Source organism: Streptomyces sp. NPDC037054, assembly GCF_055606745.1.
Map to the genome: position 1 here is coordinate 64,195 of NZ_JBVJSJ010000014.1, position 24,069 is coordinate 88,263.

Genomic DNA, 24,069 nt, shown 5'->3' on the forward strand with positions numbered 1-24,069 from the left:
TCAGCCGACGGGTACGACGAGTGCCGGGATGGTCCGTTGCATGCGCAGGGCGTCGACGGACTCGGCGAGCAGTTCGTACTCGGTGGTGTCGTCGCCGGTGGCGATGCGCACCAGCCGCCCGGCCGCCAACTCCTCAGCGATCAGCTCCTGTTGGGCGACGTCGCCGCACCAGGCGCGGAGCACCGCCGGCACGTCGGGCACCGTGGCGGCGACCGGGACGAGCGCGCCCGAGGGTAAGTGCTCGGCGTCGGGCCTCGGGTCGAGGCGGTCGGCGATCCAGCAGGCCCGGTCCCGCAGCCACCACAGGGCGAGGGCCAGGGTGGGCGCGCGATAGGTGCCGAGGGGTACGCCGATGCGTCTGCCGTCGCAGACGCCGTACGCGGTGACATGGCACAGGAATTCGTCGTGCACGGTACCCTCCCCCGTCGCAGCGCCCACCCGCGCGCGTCGGGCATGGTTGTCCGTGCGGCGGGTGTGCTGCGCGTTCTCGTGCCGTGGGCTCGTGTGCGGTGCGTGAGGGCGCTGTCGCGCGGTGTGAAGCGCTCCCGCAGTTGAGTATGTTCACTGCTGAATCACTGTCACCACGCCTTTCCGGCCAGTCTCCTGGCATATTCACCGCCCGAACTGGCCGAAATCCGGCGGCGCACCGGAGGGCCCGATCGTGCGCCCCCGTACGCGCCGGAGGCGCCCCGGGGAGCGGCGCATGCCGGAGGGGGCGACTCCGCAAAGAGCCGCCCCCTCCGACGCGCTTCACCACCGGGCCGCCGCGCGGCCGTTCGCGCCGGACCGCCGTGGACGCGGTCCGGCGCCCGGCTATGCCCGGACCACCGCGTCGATGCGGGCGATCTCGTCCGCGTCGAACTCCAGGTTCCGGATCGCGGCGACGCTGTCCTCCAGCTGCTGCGGGCTGCTCGCGCCGACCAGGGCGGAGGTGACCCGGCCGCCGCGCAGCACCCAGGCGAGCGCCATCTGCGCCAGGGACTGGCTGCGGGACTTCGCGAGGTCGTTCAGGGTGCGCAGCCGGCCCACCAGTTCCTCGGTGACCGCGTCGGAGTTCAGGAAGGGGCTGTCGCTCGCGGCGCGGGAGTCCTCGGGGATGCCGTCGAGGTAGCGGCCGGTGAGCAGGCCCTGCTCCAGCGGCGAGTAGGCGATGGAGCCGACCTGGAGCTCGTCCAGGGCGTCGAGCAGGCCCTCGTCCTCGGGGCGCCGGTCGAGCATCGAGTAGCGCGGCTGGTGGATGAGGAGCGGGGTGCCCAGCTCGCCGAGGATGCGGGCGGCCTCGCGGGTCTGCTCGGCGGAGTAGTTCGAGACGCCGACGTAGAGGGCCTTGCCCTGCTGCACCGCGGAGTGCAGGGCACCCATCGTCTCCTCCAGCGGAGTCTCCGGGTCGGGACGGTGCGAGTAGAAGATGTCGACGTAGTCCACGCCCATGCGCGCGAGGCTCTGGTCGAGCGACGACAGCAGGTACTTGCGCGAGCCCCATTCGCCGTACGGGCCGGGCCACATCAGGTAGCCGGCCTTGGTGGAGATCACCAGCTCGTCCCGGTAGGAGGCGAAGTCGGCCCGCAGCGCCTCGCCGAAGGCGGACTCGGCGGCGCCGGGCGGCGGGCCGTAGTTGTTGGCCAGGTCGAAGTGGGTGACGCCCAGGTCGAAGGCGCGGCGCAGGATGGCGCGCTGGGTGTCGACCGGCCGGTCCGGGCCGAAGTTGTGCCACAGGCCGAGCGAGAGCGCGGGGAGCTTGAGGCCGCTGCGTCCGGTGCGCCGGTAGGGCATGTCCGCGTAGCGGTCGGGGTGTGCGGTGTACAACGCGACTCCAGAGGGGTTGGCACGGAGGTGCCGGGCTTGACGGAACCGGGTCCCACTCTGACCCGGCCCGCGGGCAGTGGTCCAACAGAAGAATGCGATGGGATTCAGCGGCTACGCTTCTCAATCATGGAACTGCGCCATCTCCAGCACTTCGTGGCGGTCGCCGAGGACCAGCACTTCACCCGCGCGGCGGAACGGCTGCTGGTCTCCCAGTCGGGCCTGTCGGCGTCGATCCGCGCCCTGGAGCGGGAGCTGCGGGCGCCGCTGTTCGTGCGGACGACCCGCCGGGTGACCCTGACGGAGGCCGGGCGGGCGCTGCTGGGCGAGGCGCAGCGCATCCTCGCACAGGTGCGGGCGGCGCACGAGGCGGTGGCCGCGGTGCAGGGCGTGCTGCGCGGCACGCTGTCGCTGGGCACCGAGCAGTGCATCGCCGGGGTCGACGTGGCGGGGCTGCTGGCCGCGTTCCGGCGCCGTCATCCGGACGTGGAGATCCGGCTGCGGCAGGCGGGTTCGGGCGAGCTGGCGGAGGAGGTCGCGGCCGGCCGGCTCGACCTGGCCTTCGCCTACCGCACCCAGGCGGACACCGACCAGTTGCGCTCCGTCTCGCTGGCCGGTGAGCCGATGACGGTGCTGTGCCACCCCGGCCATCCGCTGGCGGCGGGCGGGGCGGCGCTGACCCCGCGGGACCTCGCCGACGAGGTCTTCGTCGACTTCCACCCCGACTGGGGGCCGCGCCGCGTCACCGACACCGCGTTCGCCGAGGCCGGGGTACGGCGGACGGTCGCGCTGGAGGTGAACGACGTGCACGGCCTGCTGGACCTGATCGGCGAGAACCTCGGCGTGGCCGTCGTGCCCCGGCACTTCCGGAACAAGCGCGCCACCCTCGCCTCGCTGCCGCTGAAGGGCACCGGGGAGACCGCCTACGAGACCATCGCGCTGCTGCCGCCGCCGCAGGCCACGAGTCCGGCGGCCCGGGCGCTGATGGCCCTGCTGGAGGCCGACGGCCCCGCCGGAACGGGGAGCGCGTGACGGCGGGGTGAGCGATGGTGGACGGTATGCATGCCAAGGACATCCTCATCGAGGCCTACGGCCGCATCCGGGAAGAGGTCCACGCCGCCGTGGAGGACCTCGGCCCCGACGACCTCAACGCCCGCCCCGGCGACGAGACGAACTCGATCGCCTGGCTCGTCTGGCACCTCACGCGCGTCCAGGACGACCACGTCGCCGACGCCTTCGGGCTCGACCAGGTGTGGCTGACCCGGGACTGGGCGAAGCGGTTCGGGCTCGACCTGCCCCGCCACGACACCGGGTTCGGGCACAGCGCCGCGAAGGTCGCGAAGGTGCGGGTCGACTCCGGTGAGCTGCTGACCGGGTACTACGACGCCGTGCACGAGCAGACCCTCGGGGCGCTGCGCGGGCTGTCCGCCAAGGACCTGGAGCGCGTGGTGGACGAGCGCTGGGACCCGCCGGTCACGCTCGGGGTCCGGCTGGTCAGCGTCCTGTCCGACGATCTCCAGCACGTCGGACAGGCCGCCTACGTCCGGGGACTGCTTCAGAGCACGTCCGCGTAGCCCGGCAGGACGACGTCCTCGATGAGGGCGGTGCGCTCGTCGAAGGGGATGAACGCGCTCTTGAGGGCGTTCACCGTGACCGTGCGCAGGTCCTTCGCCGTCCAGCCCGCCTGCTCGACCAGCAGGGACATCTCGCGGGTCATCGTCGTGCCGGACACGAGCCGGTTGTCCGTGTTGAGGGTGACGCGGAAGCCGAGGTCCTTGAGCGCGGTGATGGGGTGCTCGGCGATCGAGCCGGCGGCGCCCGTCTGGAGGTTGGACGTCGGGCACATCTCCAGCGCGATCCGGCGGTCGCGGATCCAGCCGGCGAGGCGGCCGAGCTTGCCGGAGGCGAGGTCGGGGATGTCGTCGGTGATGCGCACGCCGTGCCCGATGCGCTGGGCGCCGCACACCTGGAGGGCCTGGTGGATGCTGGGCAGCCCGTGGGCCTCACCGGCGTGGATGGTGAACGGCACGTTCTCGCGGCGCAGGTGCTCGAAGGCGTCGAGGTGGTCGGCGGGCGGGAAGCCGTCCTCGGCGCCGGCGATGTCGAAGCCGACGACCCCGGCGTCCCGGAAGGCGACGGCCAGGTCGGCGGCCTCGCGGACACGGTCGAACATCCGCATCCCGCACAGCAGCGTGCCGACCCGCACCGGCGTGCCGGCCTCCGCGGCCCTGGCCATGCCCGCCGCGAGCCCTTCCTGCACGGCCTCGACGACCTCGGGCAGGGTGAGCCCGCCCTTGAGCATCAGCTCGGGGGCGTAGCGGACCTCGCCGTAGACGACGCCGTCGGCGGCCAGGTCGAGGACGTACTCCTCGGCGGTGCGCAGCAGGCCCTCGCGGGTCTGCATGACGGCGAGGGTGTGCTCGAAGGTGGCGATGTAGCGCACCAGGTCACCGGAGCCGGCGGCCTCGACGTACCAGGCGGCCAGTTCGTCGGGGTCGGTGGTGGGCAGGGTGTGGCCGACCGCTTCGGCGAGTTCCACGACGGTGGCGGGGCGCAGGCCGCCGTCGAGGTGGTCGTGCAGGACCGCCTTGGGCAGACGGCGGAGGACGTCGGTGTCTATGCGCGTAGAGTTCATGGGTGGTGCTTCCTCGGCGGGGCGTTCGGGTGGGTGCTGGGGTGTTACGCGGCGGGCTGGAGCAGGTCCCAGCGGTTGCCGTACAGGTCCTGGAAGACGGCGACCGTGCCGTACGGCTCGTGCCGCGGCTCCTCCAGGAAGGTCACGCCGGCGGCGAGCATGCGGGCGTGGTCGCGGGCGAAGTCGTCGGTGTGCAGGAAGAAGCCGACGCGTCCGCCCGTCTGGTCGCCGACCCGGCCGCGCTGTGCCTCGTCCTTGGCGCGGGCGAGCAGCAGGTCGGTGCCGGGTCCGTCGGCACCGGCCCGCACGACGACCCACCTGGAGCCGTCGGGGCGCGGGGTGTCCTCCACGAGCCGGAATCCGAGGGCCTCGGTGTAGTGGCGGATCGCCTCGTCGTAGTCGCCGACGACGAGGGTGACCAGGGCGATGCGTCTCATGCGGACCTTCCGGGCGGTGCGATTGACGGGTGAGGTTATACGTAAAACCTGACGGGCGCCAGTCACCTCGGGCGATCCGTTCGCGGGGATGCGCGGACACGGCGGAAGGCGGCGCCCCCGCAGGTCGCGGGGCGCCGCCTTCGCGGTGTGCGGGCCGGGTCAGCAGTAGAGGTTGCCGCCCGGGGAGACTCCGAGGATCTGGGTGAACCGCTGGTAGTTGTTCACGCGGCTCTGGACCTGCGCCGGGTTCTTGCCGTCGCACTCCAGGGAGCCGTTGATGGAGCGGATGGTCTGGCCGAAACCCGCGCCGTTGACCATGGCGTTGTGGGGGGTCATGGTGCCGGGGCCGGTCTGGGTGTTCCAGTACCACAGCGCGGTCTTCCAGGCGACGGCCGAGTCGCGCTCGACCAGCCAGGGGTTGTTCAGCAGGTCGATGCCGAGCGCGTCGCCCGCGGCCTTGTAGTTGAAGTTCCAGCTGAGCTGGATCGGGCCGCGCCCGTAGTAGGCCGCCTGGCCCGCCGGGCAGCCGTACGGCCGGCTCCAGTCGCAGTAGTGCGGGTAGTTGGCCTGGTTCTGCTCGACCACGTGCACCAGGCCGCCGGTCTCGTGGCTGACGTTGGCGAGGAAGGCCGCGGCCTCCTGCTTCTTGGTGGTGTCGCTGCCGGTGTTCGCGAAGCCGGGGTAGGCGCTGAGCGCGGCGGTGAGTCCGCTGTAGCTGTAGAAGGAGTTCCGGTTCGGGAACATCTGGTTGAACTGGGCCTCGGTCACCACGAAGGTGCCGACCGGCGTCCCGGACCCGCCGTCGCAGGCGTACGGCTCCCAGTACCAGGTGCTGATGGTCGGGTCGTAACCCGGGTTGGCGTGCTCGGCGATGTACGCCTTGCCGTCCGTGTAGCGGACGATGTCACCGGCCGCGTAGGACCTGCCGGCGACCCAGCTCGGGTAGCTCGAACAGGCCGCGGCGGCGGCGGGGGCGGCCGGCAGGAGCACCGGCGCTGCGGTCGAGATGACCAGCGCGGCCAGCAGGGCGGATGTGCGACGCCTCGGCACAGGATCAACTCCTTTGCGGAGCGGGGCCGTTCCCGGCACGGGGCAGCCCGGCGCGGAGCCCGGTACGGGCCCGCGACAGGAGGCCGCCCCGGCGTGGGGGCGGCCGGGGTGGGGGGGTGTGGAGGCACACTCAACCGCTTTGGTCTGTACCAGTCAAGGGTGTAGACCAGTCATCGTCGCGCCCCTCGGATTCCGGCCACGCACAGCCCGCCACCTCTACACATAAAGGCGATATAAGCGCACAATTCAGATACGCGGCGCTCGGCGCACCCCGTGCCGGGACCGCGGTCGGCCTGCCAGTCAAAGGAGACGAGTCATGGCCAACGTCTCGCCCACCAGAGGTGACATCACCACCCACCCCGACGCCTCCGAAATGCGGGCACGGTACGACCGCATGCTCGGCGGCCGTGACGTGGCGCTCGTGGACGGACCGGTGTTCCTGCTCGGTCTGTACTGCGCCGCGTCCCCGTGGATCCTCCACTACACGACGAGCCAGCCCGCGCTCGTGACCCACAACCTGATCATGGGCATCGCGATCGGCCTGCTGGCCCTCGGCTTCACGCGCGCTCCGGAGCGGATGTACGGCCTCAGCTGGGCGTTCTGCGCGATGGGCGTGTGGATGATCGTCGCGCCGTGGATCGTCGGCGAGAGCCCGGACGCCGGCGTCGTGTGGAACAACATCGTCATCGGCGCCCTGGCCGTGATCCTCGGTCTGGTGTGCGCCGGCACGGCGGCCAGGAGCACGCCGAAGCCCTAGGGACCGTCGCACCGGGAACCGGACGCCGGAAGGGAGTCGGATCGACAGGGCCGGTCCGCGTCGCGCGGACCGGCCTCCTCGCGCCGGACGGTCAGTCGACGGGTACCGACCAGGGCTCCTGCGGCAGCGGACTGCCCGTCTCCAGCAGCGACTTGAGGTTGGACAGCACCGCGGGCCAGCCCGACGCCACGTCGTCGCGCTCGCGCTCGTCGGCGAGGTTCTCGTGGGTGACGGTCAGGCGGACGATGGCGCCGTGCGGCTGGATGTCGAAGGTGACCCGGGAGTGCCTGTCGGTGTCCGCCTCCCGCTCCGGGTCGGCCCAGGTGGTGACGAGGCGGGTGGGCCGCTCGCTCACCTCGACGGTGCCGACGACGTCCGCGACGCCGGAACCGTCCGTCCGGACGTGCGCCCAGCGGGAGCCCGCCTCCCAGTCCGGCGACTCGTTGCGGTGGCCCCAGTAGTCGGCGGTGAGGTCGGCGTCGGTGAGCGCGTCCCACACCTTCTCGGGCGTGCTCTCGATGTAGGTGACGTAGACGTACGTCGGCTTCTCGGTCATGGCTTCCTCGGCTCGTCGCTTCACGGCGCCGAGCGCGCTGAGGCGCGGGCGCTCGAACTGGTCGATCCAGCGCTCCTGGATCTCGTGGAGCGGGACCGGATTGAGGTAGTGCAGCTTCTCCCGCCCCCGGCGCACCGTGCTGATCAGGTGGGCCGCCTCCAGGACGGCGAGGTGCTGGGTCAGCGACTGCCGGGCCATGGCGAAGTGCCCGGACAACTCGGTGAGCGTCTGCCCGTTGGCCTCGCGCAGCCGGTCCAGCAGCCTGCGCCGCGTGCCGTCGGCCAGCGCCTTGAAGACGCTGTCCATCCTGATGTCGTCGCCCGATCCCACACCCTCAGTTACGCAGGCAATCACCTGCATGTCAAGCCGGGACGGGCCCTGTCGCGGGACGCACGGCGGTGCGGTTACGGCGTGTACACGTACGGCGTCGTCGTGGTCAGCGCCGCGAAGCCGAGGCGGCTCAGGATCGGCCGGGACCGGTCGCTCGCGTCGACCTGGAGGTAGCGGTGACCGTGGCGCAGGGCGGCGCGGGCACGGTGGGCGACCAGGGCGCGGTAGATGCCGCGCCCGCGCCAGGCCGGTACGGTGCCCCCGCCCCACAGGCCCGCGAACGCGGTACCGGGGACCAACTCCAGCCGCGCGGCGCTCACCGGCCGCTCACCGGCCAGCGCCACGACGGCGACGACGGTGCCCGGCTCGGCCGCCAGCCGGGCCAGCAACCGCTCGCGCAGCCACCCGCTGTCCGAGCCGAACGCCTCGCGGTGCACCTCGGCCACCATGCCGGCGCCCGCCGCGTCGGTGACGGGCAGGACACGGACGCCGCCCGGCAGTTCGGGGCCGGGTTCGAGGCGCGCGGCCTCGCCGACCATCAGCGTCTCCTCGGGGCCGGGCACGAAGCCGGCCCCGGTCAGCCGCCGTCCGAGGCCGGCCGGGCGGTCGTGGCCGTACACCTTCCACTCGAACTCGCGGCCGAGGCCGGTGAAGTGCGCGACCTGCACCGCGATCGCCGCGTCGGCGCCGGTCTCGTCCAGGCGGGACCACAGCACGCCGTTCCAGCCGTGCGCCGGAGCCGTCTGGCGCACCACGTCCCCGGTGCGCTCCACACGGGCGTCGGGGGCGTCGGGCCGGGCCCGCTCGCGCAGGTCGCGGTCGACGAGGGCGAGCAGGGCGGTGTGATCCGTTCCGTGATCCATTCGCCCAGTGCAACAGGCGTGCGCGGCGCGCGGCAACGGGGTTTGCCGGGTGACGGCGCGCCGCGCGGCGACGGACGTAGTGTGTGCGTGATCGCCGACTGCCGAGGAGGTCCGGGCCGATGGTTGTGAAGGACACCGAACTGCCGTACCTGCGCCGCTGCGTGGAGCTCGCGGCCGAGGCGCTGGAGGCCGGGGACGAGCCGTTCGGGTCGGTGCTGGTCGGCGCGGACGGCACGGTGCTCGCCGAGGACCACAACAGGGTGGCGTCCGGGGACCGCACCCGGCACCCCGAGTTCGAGCTCGCGCGCTGGGCGGCCGCCCGTCTGACGCCCGAGGAGCGGGCGGCGGCGACGGTCTACACCTCGGGCGAACACTGCCCGATGTGCGCGGCGGCGCACGCCTGGGTGGGCCTCGGCCGCATCGTGTACGTCGCCTCGTCGGAACAACTGGGCGTCTGGCTCGCCGAATTGGACGTGCCCCCGCCGCCGGTGCGGACACTGCCCGTCAACGAGGTCGCACCCGGCGTCGCCGTGGCCGGCCCGGTGCCGGAACTCGCCGACGAGGTCCGGGAACTGCACCGCCGCTTCCACCGCGGACGCGGCTGACGAGGGTCGCCTGGCCGTCGCCGCCGAGATGCGGCGGGCTCCGCACGGTGCCTACGATCGAGAGCCGGACCGGGCTCGCCGCCCGGTCCCCTCCGGGGAGGCGCTTGCTCCTTGTTGCCGGCCCAGCGGCTCATGGCCGCACATCTCACGCTGGTCGCCGTCGCCACGGCTCTGTACATGACCGTTCCCGCGGCGCGTGCCCCCCTGTGGGCCGTCATCGGAGTCACCGGTGCGGGCGCGGTGGTCGCCGGGACCGTGCTGCACCGGCCGGCGCGTCGGTGGCCCTGGTGGTTCCTCGCCGCCGGGCTGCTGGCCTTCGTCACGGGCGACACGTACTACAACGTCCTGGAGCAGTACTTCGACGCCGCCAACCCGTTCCCGTCGCCCGCCGACGCCTGCTACCTGCTGACCTATCCCCTGTTCGCGGTGGGGCTCTCGGGGCTGGTGCGGTACCGGTGGGCGGGGCGGGACCTGCCCAGCCTCCTCGACTCGCTGATCTTCACCGCGGCTCTCGCGCTGCCGGTGTGGGTGTTCCTGGTGCAGCCCCTCGCCACGACGGACGGACTGACCTGGCAGCAGCGGGCCATCAGCATCGCCTACCCGCTCGGCGACATCCTGGTGCTGGCGCTGCTGACCCGGCTGCTGACGCCCGTGCCGCCCAGCGGCTCGCACCGGTCGGTGCGGCTGCTGGTCGTCGGCACCATGACGCTGCTCGTCTTCGACATCGCGTACGGCCTGCTCCAGCTGAACTTCATGTGGCAGGCGGGCACCCTGCTGGACGCCGGCTGGATCGTCTTCTACACGGCCTGGGGGCTGGCCGCGCTGCACCCGTCGATGGTGGAACTGACCGCGTCCGCGCGGCAGCGCGAGCCTCTGGTGCCGCCGCGGCACCGGCTGGTGATGCTGGCCCTCGCGACCCTGATCGCCCCGGCGATCATGCTGTACGAGGGCCTGACCCGGCAGGCGCACGGCACCGCCGCCGTCGCCGTGTTCTCGGCCGTGCTCTTCGTGCTGGTCATCCTGCGGCTCGGCGGCATGATCGTGGCCCACCGCAGAGCCGTGGCGCGGGAGCTGTCGCTGCGCCGCGCGGCGGCGTCCCTGCTGGCGGCGACCCGCCCGGAGGACGTCTCCGACGCGTGCGGGGCGGCCGTCGACCGGCTGCTCGGCCCGGCCGACCCCCACCACACGGTGCTGCTGTCCGCCGAGCGCGCGGTGGACGCCCGGCCGCCCCACACCCTGCTGACCACGCCCGACCGCCTCGCCCCCGCCGTCGCCGCCGAGGTCGACGGGCTGCCGTCCGTCCTGGTCTGCCCGATGACCCGGCCCGACCGGCCGACCGCCGAGCTGCCCGGCCTGCTGCTGGTCGCCGGACCCGAGCAGGCGCTCCTCGAGACCTGGGGCTCCCTGGAACTGCTCGCCTCGCACGCGGGCCTCGCCATGGAACGCGTCCTGCTGCGCCAGGAGATCATCCGCCGGGAGAGCGAGGCGCACTTCCGCACCCTCGTCCGCAACGCCTCCGACGTCATCCTGATCCTCGAGGACGACGACACGATCCGGTACGCCAGTCCGTCCGCGCGCTCCGTGTTCGGCACCGCCGAGCTGGCGGGCACGTCCCTGCCGGACCTGCTCGACCCGCGCGACCGGCAGCGGGCCGTACGGGAACTGGCCGCCGTGCGGGCCGGGCAGCCGCGCGCAGCCCACGACCACTGGTGGGTGCGGCGGCACGGCGACCAGGCCGAGGTGGAGGTGCGGTGCAGCGACTTCCGGCGGGAACGCACCGTCGCCGGGCTGGTGGTGACCCTGCGGGACGTGACGGAGCAGCGCCGGCTGGAGCACGAGCTGACCCAGCGGGCCTTCCACGACTCGCTGACCGGGCTGCCCAACCGGACGCTGCTGATGGAGCGGGTCGAGCGCGCGATCCTGCGCGGGCGCCGCGAGTCGTCGCTGACCTGCCTGCTCTTCATCGACCTCGACGACTTCAAGCTCGTCAACGACACCCTCGGGCACGCGGCGGGCGACCACCTGCTCGTCGCCGTCGGGGACCGGCTGTCCCGGTCGCTGCGCCGCACCGACACCGCGGCCCGGCTCGGCGGCGACGAGTTCGCCGTGCTGATGGAGGACTCGCGCGACCCGGTCGACGCCGAACTGCTCGCCGCCCAGGTGCTCCAGACCCTCAGCCGCCCCTTCGGCCTGGGCGACGAGTCGGTGACCGTCTCCGCCAGTGTGGGCCTGGCCACCGCTCAGGACAGCGGCAGCGCCGAGGAGCTCCTCAGCCACGCCGACCTCGCGCTGTACGCGGCGAAGGAGGCGGGCAAGGGGCAGTGGCGGCGCTTCCAGCCGCGGCTGCGCACCCGCATGCTGGAGCGGCACGAGATGCAGTCCCGGCTCGCCCGCGCCATCGCCCGCAAGGAGTTCACGCTGCGTTACCAGCCGGTCGTGGACATCACGGCGGGAGAGATCGTCGGCTTCGAGGCGCTGGTGCGCTGGCCGCACTCCGGGCAGCGGCCGATCACGCCGGAGCAGTTCATCGGGCTGGCCGAGGAGACCGGGCACATCGCGCCGCTGGGTTCCTGGGTGCTGCGCAACGCGGTCACCGACATCGTGGGCCTCCAGACGCTGCCGGGGCCGCGCAGGCCGCCGTACATCAGTGTCAACGTCTCCGCGCGGCAGTTCCGCGAGGCCGGGTTCGTCGACCAGGTCGGGCAGGCGCTGCGCACGCCGGGGCTGGCGCCGGGCTCGCTCCAGCTGGAGCTCACGGAGACGGTGCTGCTGCGGCACGACGACCGGATCCAGACGGTGCTGCACTCCCTGAAGGACCTCGGGGTGCGCATCGCCGTCGACGACTTCGGCACCGGCTTCTCCTCGCTCCGGTATCTGCGGGACTTCCCCATCGACACCCTGAAGATCGACAAGTCGTTCATCGAGGACATCACCCGCAACACCCAGCAGGTGGCGCTCGTCGAGGGCATCGTGCGTATCGCGGACACGATGGGGCTCCAGGTGATCGCCGAGGGGATCGAGCAGGCGGGCCAGCGGGACCTGCTGGCGAGCATGGGGTGCCGTTTCGGCCAGGGATATCTCTTCGCCCGGCCCATGACCATCGAGCAGAGCGCCGAAGTGCTGCACCGGCGGAACGGCGTGCCTCCGACCGTACGCGGCAGCGGCCGTTCCGCACCACCGCTCCGGCACCGCGACGCGGTCCTCCGGTCCACCGCCCCGCCGGACGGCGGACCTCCGCGCAGGGCCGCCGCGGCGCGTGCCCGCCGCGAGGCCCGGCTGGCGGACCTGGAGCGGCTGCGGCGGACCAGTCCCATGAGCGACGCGGTCCTCGACGAGGTGCGCGGCCGGCACATCCGCAGCGGCGACCACTGGCTCGTCGACTTCGCCTCCTGCAACTACCTGGGCTTCGACTGGGACCCGGAGATCATCGCGGCCGTGGAGCCCGCCGTACGGCGCTGGGGCACGCATCCGAGCTGGTCGCGGCTGCTGGGCAGTCCGCGCCTCTACCCGGAGATCGAGGAGCGGCTCGCCGCCCTGCTGGGCGCGCCGGACACCCTGCTGCTGCCGACCATCACCCTGGTGCACAACTCGGTGATCCCGGCGCTGGCCGACGGCGGACACGTCTTCGTGGAGGCGACCGCGCACCGCACCGTGTACGACGGGTGCCTCACCGCCCGCGGCCAGGGCGCCACCCTGCACCGCTTCCACGCCGAGCGTCCCGCCGAGCTCGACGCCCTGCTCGCGGCGACGCCCCCGGGCGCACCCCGGCTGGTCTGCCTGGACGGGGTCGACAGCATGTCCGGCAACGTCCCCGACCTGCCGGCGCTCGCCGCCGTGTGCCGGGCGCGGGAGGCGACGCTGTACGTCGACGACGCGCACGGCTTCGGCGTGATCGGCGAACGCGGCCCGGACGAGCCCTGCCCGTACGGCCTGCGCGGCAACGGCGTGGTGCGGCACACCGGCGAGTCGTACGAGGGGATCGTCCTCGTCGGCGGCTTCTCCAAGGCGTACTCCTCGCTGCTCGCGTTCGTCGCGCTGCCCTCGGAGCTGAAGAACCGGCTGAAGACGCTCGCGGCCCCCTACCTGTACTCGGGGCCCTCGCCGACGGCGTCGCTGGCCACCGCGCTGGCCGGGCTGGACGCCAACGACCGCCGCGGCGACGCCCTGCGGGCCGATCTGTACCGCAGGACGGCGCGGGTGCTGGACCACCTCGCCGACCTGGGGGTGGCGACGCTCAACCGGGACCGGCTGCCGATCGTGGAGGTGCCGCTGGCCGACCCGGCCGACTTCGACGCGGTCGCGGAGTTCCTGTGGCGGGAGGGCATCTATGTGACGCTGGCCGCCTATCCGCTCGTACCGCGCGACCGGGTCGGTTTCCGCGTGCAGATCACGGCGCTGAACTCGGACGACGACATCGACCGGCTGAACGGCACGCTGAGCCGGCTGTCGGCGCGGTTCCCGCTGCGGTCCACGGGCTGAGCCGGTCATGACGACGCACAACGACGATGTGGACTGGGACGGCTGGCCGGTCGCCGACTACCTCGCGGAGAACTACCGGGAACTGCACCCCTCGGACGCCGCCGTCATCGCCCATCACTCGGCGTTCTACCGCAAGCTGCCGCCCGGCGGCGTCGACCGCGGTGTGGAGTTCGGGGCGGGGCCGAACCTGTATCCGCTGCTCCTGGCGTCCGGCACCTGCCGCCGCATCGACGCCGTGGAGGCCGGGGCCGGGAACGTCGCGTATCTGCGCGGGCAGCTCGCCGCGCCGGACGCGAGCTGGCTGCCGTTCCACGCGCTGTGCCGGCGGCTCAACCCCGCGGTCCCCGGAACGCCGGGCGCGGCGCTGGCGCGCGTGCGGGTCCTGCACGGCGACGTGCGGGCGCTGCCGGCCGGCGGGTACGGGCTGGCGTCGATGCACTTCGTCGCCGAGGGCGCCACCGAGGACGTCGCGGAGTTCACCGGGTTCTGCCGGGCGTTCGCGCGGTGCGTCCGGCCGGGCGGGCATCTGGTGGCCGCGTTCATGGAGAACATGCCGACGTACCGGATCGGGCCCGCGTCCCGCTGGCCGGGCTGTCCGGTGGGCCCGGAGATCGTCAGGGAGGTGTTCGGCCCCCTGACGAGCGAGCTCTCCGTCACCCGCATCGACACCGACCCGACGCTGCCGGACTACGGCGATTCCGGGATGGTGCTGCTCACGGGGGTGCGGGCACGGAGGGCCGGGGGCCCGTCCGGAGGCGAGGCTTTCGGGGGCCGCTTATGGTGATCGAGGGCGCCGCACACCCGGCCCCCGGGGCGCCCCTGGAGGCATCCATGCCCGCAAAGCTGTCAACGCGGCCCTCGGTCCGGCGCTGCGCGGTCACCGGGGCGGTCGGCCTGGCCCTGCTCGGCGCGGGGCTGCCGGCCGCGGTGGCGGAGGGCGACGGGCCCGACCTGTCGCGGTTCTACGGCCAGAAGGTGAAGTGGACGGCGTGCGAGGGCCAGGACGCGCCGAAGGACCTCCAGTGCGGGAAGGTCACGGTCCCGCTGGACTACGCCAGGCCGAAGGGCGGCACACTCGACCTGGCGGTGGCCCGCTACCGGGCGACCGGCGAGCCGCGCGGCTCGGTCGTGCTGAACTTCGGCGGCCCCGGCGGTTCCGGCGTCAGCGAACTCGCGGCCGGCGGCAAGGACTTCATGGAGCTCACGGACGGCTACGACGTGGTGTCCTTCGACCCGCGCGGCGTCGGCCGGTCCTCGCCCGTCAGCTGCGGCGAGGGTTTCGAAGACCTCGCGGAGGCGACCGACGGGGACGGCGACGTCAACGACCCGCACCCCGAACTGGCCCAGCTGCGCAAGGCTGCCGCGGAGTGCGAGAAGAACTCGGGCCCGGTCCTGCGGCACATCGGCACCGTGAACAGCGCCCGCGACCTGGACGTGATCCGCGCGGCACTCGGCGACGACGAGCTCAACTACCTGGGCTTCTCGTACGGGACACGGCTCGGCGCGGTGTACGCGGCCCGGTTCCCGGACAAGGTGGGCCGGCTGGCGTTCGACGGCGTGGACACGCTGACGGAACCGCTGACCGAGCAGGGCCGGGTGGGCGCGCTGGGGCAGCAGACCGCGCTGGAGAACTTCCTCGACTGGTGCGTGGAGGACATCGCCTGCCCGTTCGGCCAGGACGCGCGCGACGCCCGCGTGCAGATCGTGCAGCTCGTCGAGTCGCTCGACCAGGATCCGGTGCCGACCGGCTTCGGCGCCCCGTTCTCCGGCCAGGACCTGGTGGGCGCCATCGGGCAGGGGCTCTACAGCAAGGAGATGTGGCCGCTGCTGGAGCGGGCCCTCGCGCAACTGGTCGAGGACGGCGACACCCGCGGCGTGGAGGCCTTCACGTCGGGCGGCTTCGCCATCCCGATGCGGACCGGGGCGGCCGGCCGCCAGCACGGCGACGAGCGGGACCGTGACGGGCGCAAGCACCGCGGGCTCGTGGACGAGGAGGACGTCCCGGTCGACAACCTGCCGGCCGCGCTGATGGCGATCAACTGCGCGGACGACCCCGACCGCCCCGCCCCCGGCAAGGTCGCGGAGAACCTGCGGCGGCTGCGCGGCCAGTACGAGCAGGCCTCGCCCGTGTTCGGCCGCTACCGGCTCACGCAGGTACTGATGTGCCACGGCCGGCCGAAGGGCACCGACTTCATCCGCGAGCGGGTCAAGGACGTCGACACCCCGAAGATGCTGCTGGTCGGCACGCGCGGCGACCCGGCCACGCCGTACCGCTGGACGGAGCAGACGGCGCGCCGGCTCGGTCCGTCGGCCGTGGTGCTCGACAACAAGGGCGAGGGCCACACCGGTTACGCGTCCTCCAAGTGCGTGCACGGCAAGATCGACGCGTTCCTGCTGTACGGCACGCTGCCGCCGCACGGCAGCTCCTGCGGCCCGGACGAGGACGACGACTGAGGGGCGCCGGCGGCGGCACGACCGCCGCCACGGCCACTGCGTCGGCGACAGCCCCGGCCACGGCCACCGACCGGGACTTGACGGCCGTGAAAACCTGATCGTCACGCAGGCCGCGGCCCGGTCTGCGGGGCGGGCCGGGAGAGGAGTCGACGGAACATGGCCGAACTGCTGGGTGTGGCGGTCCTGGGCGCGGGACACATGGGCGCCGATCACATTCGCCGCCTCGACAGAGTGGTGAGCGGAGCCAGGGTCGCCGCCGTGTCCGACCCCGACGCCGAGCGGGCCCGCGACGCCGTGACCGGCATCGACGGCGTCCCGGTGCACGCGGACACCGGGGCCGCGCTCGACGCGCCCGGCGTGGACGCCGTACTGATCGCCTCGCCCGGGCCGGCGCACGAGGAGGCGCTGCTCGCCGCGTTCGCCCGGGGCCTGCCCGTGCTGTGCGAGAAGCCGATGACGTCCGACTCGGCGGGTGCGCTGCGCGTGATGGAGGCGGAGGCGCGACTGGGCAGGCGGCTGGCGCAGATCGGTTTCATGCGGCGCTACGACGCCGAGTACCGGGATCTCAAGGCGCTGCTGGACAGCGGGCGGCTGGGCCGGCCGCTGATGCTGCACTGCACGCACCGCAACGTGTCGTCGCCGCCCGGCTTCACCAGCGACATGCTGATCAACAGCTCCGTCTCGCACGAGATCGACGCGGCCCGCTGGCTGCTCGGCCAGGAGGTCACGGCGGTGACGGTGCTGCGCCCCGCCTCCTCCTCGGGCGCGCCCTCGGGGCTGCTGGACCCGCAGTTCGTGCTGTTCGAGACCGCGGGCGGCGCCCTGGTCGACGTCGAGGTGTTCGTCAACTGCGGCTTCGGCTACCAGGTGCGCTGCGAGGCGGTCTGCGAGCGGGGCGCCGCGCGGATCGGCGAGGAGCGGGCGATGACGGTGACCGCCGGTTCGGGCGCCCGCGCGGAGGTGCCGCAGGACTATCTCGTCCGGTTCGCGGACGCCTACGACCGCGAGGTGCAGTCCTGGGTGGACTCCGTGCGGCGGGGCGCGGTCACGGGTCCGAGCGCCTGGGACGGCTACGCGGCGGCCGCGGTCGCCGAGGCGGGGATCGCGTCCCTGGAGTCCGGGCTCCGCACCCCCGTCGACCTGGCCCCGCGACCGGACCTGTACGCGTGACGCTGCGTGACAACACCCCGAGGGGAACACCTGACCCCCGAACACCTGCGGCAGCGCCGGGTGTTCCTTCGAGGTCACCCGCCAAGTGCCGTACATTTCCTACGACTTGAGGCCGGGCCGGACTACGGCGATGGGCGTCCGGACAGCGCTCCGCGAAGACTGTGGCATATGCCGGATGCACCGCCGTATCGTGTCTTGCCAAATCCCTTACAGGGCGTCGCGGGCTGTGCGACAGTCGTAACACCCCCGTCAACCCCGGCCCCACCGTCCCTCATCGGAGTGCGTCATGCCGTCCCCTCAGTCTGCGGGCCGCCCGGCCGCCCAGCCTCCGGGGCGCGGCCCCGTGGACGCGCTGATATCGCAGACGCGGCGGCTCAAGGGTGACGTGGACGCCGTACGGCGCGACACGCCCGCCGACGGTTCGGACCCGCGGGGCCGCTGGCAGCGTGCCCTGTGCGAACTGGCGCTGTACCAACTCGACGATCTGGACGAGCACTTGGGGCAGCTGCGGGACGGGCCGCTGCCCGCGCCGGCCGACCCCGGAGCCGGAGCCGACACTCCGTCGCCGGGCTCGCTGCTCAGTCGCGTCGGCAGCGCCGAGTGGAACCTGCGCACCGACGAGGCCCGTTGGTCCGCCGAACTGTACGACATCCTGGGCCGGGATCCCGCCGCTCCCCCGCTCACCCTGGACGAACTGCCCTCCGTGGTGCCCGCGGCGGACCGGCCGAAGCTGACGACGATGGTCACCGGCTGCCTGGTCGACGCCCGGCCCATCGACGGGGAGTTCCGCGTGGTGCGCCCGGACGGCGACGTACGGACCGTGCACATGATGGGCGAGCCCGTGCTCGCCGCCGACGGCAGCACCGTCTCCATGTGGGCCGTGCTGCGCGACGTCAGCGAACTGCGCCGCCGCCGGCGGGCGGTGAGCGAGACCCGTGACTCGCTCCCGCCCCGGCTGGAGCGCGCAGACTCCGCGCACGGGCTCGCGGTCGAGCCGCGGGGAGCGGTGCCCGTGCGGCACGGCTCCCCGCGGCTCCCGCATCAGGACACGCGAGGGCTGGACGTGGCGGCCCGACGGCTGCCGGCGACCACGAGCGGACTCGCCGGCGGCGACTGGTACGACACGCTCGGCCTGCCCGACGGCGAGACCCTGCTCGGCGTCGGCGACCTGACCGGGCACGGCGTCGCCGTCACGTCGGGCGTGACGATGCTGCTCGGCGCCGTGCGCGGCATGGCCCTGGCGGGCACCTCGCCCGGCCGACTGCTGGAGCTGGCCGAGCAGTTACTGCGGGCGTCCGCGCAGCCGGACCCGGCGGGCGCCGTGTGCTGCCGCTACCGGCCCCGCACCCGCACCCTGACCTGGGCGCGCTCCGGGCGCCCCGCCCCCCTGCTGTTCCGCGCCGGAACCGGACGCGCGCTGACCGTCCCCGGCGACGACCCGGCCTCCGCCCACGCGGAGGCGAAGGAGACTCTCCGCACGGGCGACCTGCTGCTCCTGCACACCGACGGACTGCCGCCGGCGGGCGGCGCGACGGCCGCGGACCGCCTCCTCGGCCTCGCCCCACGACTGGCCCGGGCCGAAGAGGCCCAGGACTGCGTACGTGTCGTCGCGGAGGAGTTCGGCGGCACCGAACGCGACACCAGTGCCTGCGTGCTCGTCGCCAGGGTGACGGCGTGACACCGTCACCGCGGTGACCGGCGTCCGGACGGGACGGGACGGGTGACCACACCACCCGCCTACGCCTTCGCGTCGCCGCCGGGCCTGCCCTTCTGCTTGGGCAGCGCCAACTGGATCTCCTCCCGCAGTTCCTGGATCTTCGGGTAGCCGGAGTACTGGGCGGTGAGCCGGTACATCTCGCGCAGCCGGTCCCAGGTGCGGCGCGACGAGTTGGAGCCCATCGACATCAGCGCCAGCCGCGCGTAGCGGTCGGCCTGTTCGGGGTCGTCCGCGATGAAGCAGGCCGACGCCATCGACAGATGGTCGAAGATCTTCGACCGCTCGCGCCCGTCGTTGCGCAGCGACAGGGCCTTCTCCGCGTAGTACTGCGCGTGCGCCGCCGCGCCCGGCTCGAACTCCGCCAGCGTGCGGTAGGCCAGGGCCTGCATGCCGTACAGGTCCTCGTCCTTGAAGGTCTGCATCCAGTCCGGCGTCTCGATGTCGGTCTGCTCGGAGACGAAGAGGTCCTCCGCCCGCCCGAGGGTGCGGCGCATCGCCTGGCCCTTGCCCATCGACGCCTGCGCCCAGGCCTCGATGGTGTGGAACATCGCCCGGGTCCGGGGCATCACGCGCTCCCCGGAACCGGACTGGGCGAGCTTCATCAGGTCCAGCGCGTCGTCGGGCCGGCCCAGGTGCACCATCTGCCGGGCCGCCCGGGACAGCGCCTCCCCGGCGCGCGGCCGGTCGCCGCCCTCCCGGGCCGCGTGGGCGGCGATCACGAAGTACTTCTGCGCCGTGGGCTCCAGGCCGACGTCGTGCGACATCCAGCCCGCGAGGACCGCGAGGTTGGCGGCGACGCCCCACAGGCGGCGCTGGAGATGGGGTGGGTGACGGTAGGCGAGCATGCCGCCCACCTCGTTGAGCTGGCCCACGACGGCCTTGCGCTGGAGCCCGCCGCCGCGGGCGGCGTCCCAGGCCCGGAACACCTCGACCGAGCGCTCCAGTTCCTCGATCTCCTGCGACCCGATGGGGGCGGCCTCGTAACGGTCGTACCCAGCGGGGTCGGCGTGCAGGGACGGATCGAGTCGGGGAGCGTCGGCGGCCAGCGCCGGGTCGGTGCGCAGCCAGTCGTGCATGGCGCTGCTGAGTGCGGATCCCGCGGCGAGCGCGGCACCCGCGCCCACCAAACCGCGTCGGTTGAGCATGAGGTCCATTCCCGTGAATTCGGTGAGGACCGCGGCAGTCCGTTCGGGCGCCCACGGCACACCGTCGGGATGTTCCTCGCTCCCGGCGCCCTGCCGTTTCCCCGCACGCCGGTGCCGGACCAGACCGAGGTCCTCAATGGTCACGACACGGCCGAGACGCTCGGTGAACAGGGCCGCCAGCACCCGGGGCACCGGATCGCGCGGGATCTCTCCCATGTCGATCCACCGCCGGACCCGTGAGGTGTCGGTCGCCAGCTGGGGATGGCCCATGGCCGCCGCCTGCCGGTTGACCAGCCTCGCGAGTTCGCCCTTGGACCAGCCGGCCAGGCCGAACAGGTCCGCGAGCCGGGTGTTGGGTTGTCCGCTCACGTCAAGCCCCCAGGTTCTCGGCTGAGTTGACAGTAGCCCCGGCAGACATGCCGGGCGACTATTCGCCACGGTTCGCCACGGTTCGCCAGGGTGCGCCAGATGGTGTGCCAGTGGCCCCCGGGTGTCAGGTAGGAATGCGCCACCCCGACCCGGTCTCCGCCGGGCATTCCCCAGGGTGCACCCCGCGGGGCCGGGCCGGGACGGCGTGCACGCAAGGCAGGCACAGCAGGCACACGAAGGGATCTGTATCGCCCATGTACGCAGCATCGTCCTCCGTGTCCGCCCCGCCCCGGTCGCTGCACGCCCGTCCGGCGGGGAGCGGCCCCTACCTGGCCCCCGCGCGAACGGCGGCCCCCGGCCTCGGGACGGGCAGGACGCGACGCCCCTCGGGGCCCGGCACGCAGCCGCTCAGCGGCCGACTCGACCTGTCCGGCCCGCAAGGCGCGCAGCTGCGCACGGCGATCGCGTCGGTGCACCGGATCTGCCCGGAGTTCGCCCCGGTGCAGGTGCTCCGCCGCACCGGCCGGTCCGTGCTCCTGGTCGGAACGACCGGGCGCAGCACGGCGGTCGCCAAGTGTTTACTGGACCACTCCCCCGCGTGGGCCGAGCGCATCCGGCACGAAATAGCGGCATACCGCTCGTTCGTCCGGCACCGCCCGCCCGTGCGTGCGCCCCGGCTGATCGCGGCGGACCCGGACAACTGCACCCTCGTCATCGAGCGGATGCCGGGACGGACGGCGGCCCTGCAGCGCCACCCGGTGGAGGCGCCGCCGCGGGCGGACATCAGGGCGGCGCTCGGCGCGATCTGCCGGCTCAACGCCTGGCGGCCCCCGGCGGGCATGTTCGACGCGCCGCTGGACTACGCGGCCCGCATCTCCCGCTACCACGAACTGGGCCTGCTGACCGACCGGGACCTCGGTGACCTGCAGAAGCTGCTGCACGGCATCGCGCACTCCGCGGGCCGGCACGGCATGGGGCAGTTCTGTCACGGCGACGCCCTCCTCTCCAACGTCCTGCTGTCGCCCGCCGGTCCGGTGCTGGTCGACTGGGAGCACGCGGGCTGGTACCTGCCGGGCTACGACCTGGCGACGCTGTGGTCGGTCCTCGGGGACGCGCCCGTGGCACGGCGTCAGATCAGCCAGATCGCGCAGTCGGCGGGACCGGCGTCGCGCGACGCGTTCCTGGTGAACCTGATGCTGGTGCTGACCCGCGAGATCCGTACGTACGAGACGGCGGTGCAGCGTTCGATGCACGACCCGGCTCCGGCGGCCCCGGGGACGGCTCACCCGGGTGCCGTGCCGTCCGGTGAGGAGCAGCGGCTGCTGCTGCGGCGGCTGCACGACGACGTCCAGATGGCCCGGCGGGCCGTACGGGCGGCGGTCGGTACTCGCTGACGGAGCGCGCAGGCCCGCGGCACGTCCGGAACAGGGACGCGGCGCGGGCCTTCGCCGTGCGGTCGCCGCCACGGGTTTCACGGGCCGCGCCGCCGCAGCCACTGGTGTACTCCACTGACGCCCCGCAGGCCCGGGACGGGTCGGAGCGAAACTCCCGGGCGTAGCGATTGACGTGGGAAAACGCCTGCCTCTGGGCATGATTGACGGATCGTCGGCCAGCCGGTACCACTGACGCACACCCGGCCCCGTACGGCTCATCGCGCCCGTCCGTCCCAGGAGGCTGCATTGCGAGGAACCACCACCGACCCCGTCCGAGCAGCCGGGAGCAGACGCGCCCGTGGCGCCGCGAGCGCCGTCGCGGCGGCCGCGCTGCTGCTGCCGCTGATCGGCGCCGCCCCGTCCGGCGCGGCGCCGGCTGGCGAGGGCCTCCAGCGGGCGTTCGCGTCCGCCGCCGCCGAGTACCGGGTGCCGCAGAGCGTGCTGCTCGGCGTCTCCTACCTCCAGTCCCGCTGGGACGCGCACGCCGGCGCCCCGAGCGTGACCGGCGGCTACGGCCCGATGCACCTCACCGACGCCCGGACCGCGCTCGCCTCCGCCGCCCCGCACCACAGCGAGGGCACCGAGGACCCGCGCGGCGACAGCGCCCGCCCGCCGCTGTACCCGGAGGCCGATCTTCCGGACACCTCGGAACTCCCGGCGCGGCTGCGGACCCTGCCGAAGGCGGCCGAGCTGACGGGGCTGAGCCCCGAGCGGCTGCGCACCGACCCGGCGGCCAACGTGGCGGGCGGTGCCGCGCTGCTGGCCGCCGCGCAGAAGGAGCTGGGCGAGCCGCTGAGCGACGACCCGGCCGACTGGTACGGGGCGGTGGCCCGCTTCTCGGGCGCCGACGACACCTCGACGGCGTCGGCGTACGCGAACGACGTGTTCGAGCTGATCCGGTCGGGCGGGGAACGCACCACGGACGCCGGCCAGCGGATCGCCCTCGCGGCCCGCCCGGACCTGGCGCCCGACACCGGTCAGCTCGCGCGGACGGGCCTGCGCCGGGCCTCCGCCGCCGGGACGGAGTGCCCGACGACGGTGTCCTGCGAGTGGATCCCGGCGCCCTACCAGCAGCTCGGCGACGGCGACTACGGCAACCACGACCGGGCGAACCGGCCGGAGTCCCAGTCGATCGACTACATCATCGTGCACGACACGGAGGGGGCCTGGGAGGGCGTCCTCAAGATGGTGCAGGACCCGACCTACGTGTCCTGGCACTACTCGCTGCGCTCCACGGACGGCCACATCGCCCAGCACGTGAAGGCGAAGGACGTGGCCTGGCACGCGGGCAACTGGTTCGTCAACGCCAAGTCGGTCGGCCTGGAGCACGAGGGCTTCCTGGCGAACCCGGACTCCTGGTACACGGAGGCGATGTACCGCTCGTCGGCCCGCCTGGTGAGGTACCTCGCGGCCAAGTACGACGTGCCGCTGGACCGGCAGCACATCCTCGGCCACGACAACGTGCCGGGCCCGACCGCCTCGACGGTGCGGGGCATGCACACCGACCCCGGCCCGTACTGGGACTGGGACCACTACTTCCAGCTGCTCGGCCGCCCGTTCGAGCCGACGGCGGGCCCGGGCGGCGGCATGGTGACGATCCGCCCGGACTACGCGGCGAACCGGCCCGTGTTCACGGGCTGCGCCACCGCCGGTGAACCGTGCGCGACGCACGGGTCGAGCGCGGTGCGGCTGTACTCGGACCACGACGAGAACTCCCCGCTGATCACGGACATCGGCCGGGGCACGGCTCCGACCAAGGGCGTGAACGACATCTCCTCGCGGGTGTCCACGGGCCAGCAGTACGCGGTCGCCGACCGCTGGGGCGACTGGACGGCGATCTGGTACCTGGGCCAGAAGGCCTGGTTCCGCAACCCGCCGAAGCAGCCCACGGCGGTGCCCGCGAAGGGCCTGGTCGTGACGCCGAAGGAGGGCCGGGAGAGCGTGCCGGTGTACGGGCGTGCCTACCCGGAGGCGGAGGCCTATCCGGAGGGGGTGCCCGCGCAGTCGGTGTCGCCACTGCAGTACAAGCTGCCGGCGGGGCAGAAGTACGTCGTGGGCGACAAGGTGCCCGGCCAGTACTACTACGCGGTCACCTTCGACGAGGCGTCCCACAAGGTCGTCACCGGCAAGGACATGTACTACGAGATCCAGTTCGGTCACCGGGTGGGCTTCGTCCGGGCGGCGGACGTGCGGCTGATGCCGTCGGCGGGCTAGGCCCCGTCGGGACACGCACGCGGACACGCGCACGTACCCGGGCCGGGACCCT

Annotated in this window: 19 protein-coding genes; 11 read left to right on the plus strand and 8 right to left on the minus strand. The window is 73.3% G+C overall.

Annotated features, from left to right (window positions below):
* Complete coding sequence (locus ACZ7D7_RS28615; RefSeq protein WP_470827998.1) at positions 1–411, minus strand: hypothetical protein; 411 nt, start codon at positions 409–411, stop codon at positions 1–3.
* A gap of 402 nt (positions 412–813) precedes the next feature.
* Positions 814–1,806: an L-glyceraldehyde 3-phosphate reductase gene (gene mgrA, locus ACZ7D7_RS28620; protein ID WP_470827999.1), complete on the minus strand. Its 993-nt coding sequence runs from the start codon at positions 1,804–1,806 to the stop codon at positions 814–816.
* Between the two features lie 126 nt (positions 1,807–1,932).
* On the opposite strand from mgrA, the gene ACZ7D7_RS28625 reads away from it, so the two are divergent.
* Entirely contained in the window at positions 1,933–2,835 is a 903-nt protein-coding gene (locus ACZ7D7_RS28625; protein ID WP_470828000.1) for a LysR family transcriptional regulator, read from the plus strand.
* Between the two features lie 26 nt (positions 2,836–2,861).
* Entirely contained in the window at positions 2,862–3,377 is a 516-nt protein-coding gene (locus ACZ7D7_RS28630) for a mycothiol transferase (RefSeq protein WP_470828001.1), read from the plus strand.
* Here ACZ7D7_RS28630 and ACZ7D7_RS28635 read toward each other — a convergent pair.
* From ACZ7D7_RS28635 to ACZ7D7_RS28645, 3 genes are all read right to left on the minus strand, one after another.
* Positions 3,359–4,438: an adenosine deaminase gene (locus ACZ7D7_RS28635; RefSeq protein WP_470828002.1), complete on the minus strand. Its 1,080-nt coding sequence runs from the start codon at positions 4,436–4,438 to the stop codon at positions 3,359–3,361. The genes ACZ7D7_RS28630 and ACZ7D7_RS28635 overlap by 19 nt on opposite strands.
* A 44-nt stretch (positions 4,439–4,482) precedes the next feature.
* Positions 4,483–4,875, minus strand: coding sequence for a VOC family protein (locus ACZ7D7_RS28640; RefSeq protein WP_470828003.1), 393 nt, complete (start codon positions 4,873–4,875; stop codon positions 4,483–4,485).
* A 159-nt stretch (positions 4,876–5,034) separates the two neighbouring features.
* The gene (locus ACZ7D7_RS28645; protein WP_470828004.1) at positions 5,035–5,925 is read right to left on the minus strand and encodes a glycoside hydrolase family 19 protein; all 891 of its coding nucleotides are present in this window, start codon (positions 5,923–5,925) and stop codon (positions 5,035–5,037) included.
* Positions 5,926–6,241: 316 nt separating this feature from the next.
* Between ACZ7D7_RS28645 and ACZ7D7_RS28650 the strand changes: the two genes are divergently transcribed.
* Complete coding sequence (locus ACZ7D7_RS28650) at positions 6,242–6,682, plus strand: SPW repeat protein (RefSeq protein ID WP_470828005.1); 441 nt, start codon at positions 6,242–6,244, stop codon at positions 6,680–6,682.
* A gap of 91 nt (positions 6,683–6,773) precedes the next feature.
* On the opposite strand, the gene ACZ7D7_RS28655 is transcribed toward ACZ7D7_RS28650, so the two are convergent.
* On the minus strand, positions 6,774–7,544 hold the full coding sequence (locus ACZ7D7_RS28655; RefSeq protein ID WP_470828006.1) for an ArsR/SmtB family transcription factor: 771 nt from the start codon (positions 7,542–7,544) through the stop codon (positions 6,774–6,776).
* Positions 7,545–7,642: 98 nt separating this feature from the next.
* A complete protein-coding gene (locus tag ACZ7D7_RS28660) occupies positions 7,643–8,431 on the minus strand; it encodes a GNAT family N-acetyltransferase (protein WP_470828008.1) in 789 nt (262 codons plus the stop codon).
* A 119-nt stretch (positions 8,432–8,550) separates the two neighbouring features.
* Between ACZ7D7_RS28660 and ACZ7D7_RS28665 the strand changes: the two genes are divergently transcribed.
* The 6 genes from ACZ7D7_RS28665 to ACZ7D7_RS28690 all read left to right on the plus strand — a co-directional run bounded on the left by ACZ7D7_RS28665 (position 8,551) and on the right by ACZ7D7_RS28690 (position 18,817).
* On the plus strand, positions 8,551–9,036 hold the full coding sequence (locus ACZ7D7_RS28665; RefSeq protein WP_470828009.1) for a nucleoside deaminase: 486 nt from the start codon (positions 8,551–8,553) through the stop codon (positions 9,034–9,036).
* A gap of 132 nt (positions 9,037–9,168) precedes the next feature.
* Positions 9,169–13,515: an aminotransferase class I/II-fold pyridoxal phosphate-dependent enzyme gene (locus ACZ7D7_RS28670; RefSeq protein ID WP_470828010.1), complete on the plus strand. Its 4,347-nt coding sequence runs from the start codon at positions 9,169–9,171 to the stop codon at positions 13,513–13,515.
* A 7-nt stretch (positions 13,516–13,522) separates the two neighbouring features.
* Positions 13,523–14,299 carry a class I SAM-dependent methyltransferase gene (locus ACZ7D7_RS28675; RefSeq protein WP_470828011.1) on the plus strand — a complete coding sequence of 259 codons (777 nt, stop codon included), beginning with the start codon at positions 13,523–13,525 and terminating at the stop codon, positions 14,297–14,299.
* A gap of 47 nt (positions 14,300–14,346) precedes the next feature.
* On the plus strand, positions 14,347–15,969 hold the full coding sequence (locus ACZ7D7_RS28680; RefSeq protein ID WP_470828013.1) for an alpha/beta hydrolase: 1,623 nt from the start codon (positions 14,347–14,349) through the stop codon (positions 15,967–15,969).
* A gap of 156 nt (positions 15,970–16,125) precedes the next feature.
* The gene (locus ACZ7D7_RS28685) at positions 16,126–17,139 is read left to right on the plus strand and encodes a Gfo/Idh/MocA family protein (protein ID WP_470828014.1); all 1,014 of its coding nucleotides are present in this window, start codon (positions 16,126–16,128) and stop codon (positions 17,137–17,139) included.
* Between the two features lie 286 nt (positions 17,140–17,425).
* The gene (locus ACZ7D7_RS28690) at positions 17,426–18,817 is read left to right on the plus strand and encodes a PP2C family protein-serine/threonine phosphatase (protein ID WP_470828016.1); all 1,392 of its coding nucleotides are present in this window, start codon (positions 17,426–17,428) and stop codon (positions 18,815–18,817) included.
* 59 nt (positions 18,818–18,876) lie between these two features.
* On the opposite strand, the gene ACZ7D7_RS28695 is transcribed toward ACZ7D7_RS28690, so the two are convergent.
* Positions 18,877–20,370, minus strand: coding sequence for a DNA-binding protein NsdB (locus ACZ7D7_RS28695; RefSeq protein ID WP_470828017.1), 1,494 nt, complete (start codon positions 20,368–20,370; stop codon positions 18,877–18,879).
* Between the two features lie 254 nt (positions 20,371–20,624).
* Between ACZ7D7_RS28695 and ACZ7D7_RS28700 the strand changes: the two genes are divergently transcribed.
* Both ACZ7D7_RS28700 and ACZ7D7_RS28705 read left to right on the plus strand, forming a co-directional pair.
* On the plus strand, positions 20,625–21,764 hold the full coding sequence (locus ACZ7D7_RS28700) for an aminoglycoside phosphotransferase family protein (protein ID WP_470828018.1): 1,140 nt from the start codon (positions 20,625–20,627) through the stop codon (positions 21,762–21,764).
* A 285-nt stretch (positions 21,765–22,049) separates the two neighbouring features.
* Complete coding sequence (locus ACZ7D7_RS28705; protein ID WP_470828019.1) at positions 22,050–24,017, plus strand: N-acetylmuramoyl-L-alanine amidase; 1,968 nt, start codon at positions 22,050–22,052, stop codon at positions 24,015–24,017.
* The last annotated feature ends 52 nt before the right edge of the window (positions 24,018–24,069 follow it).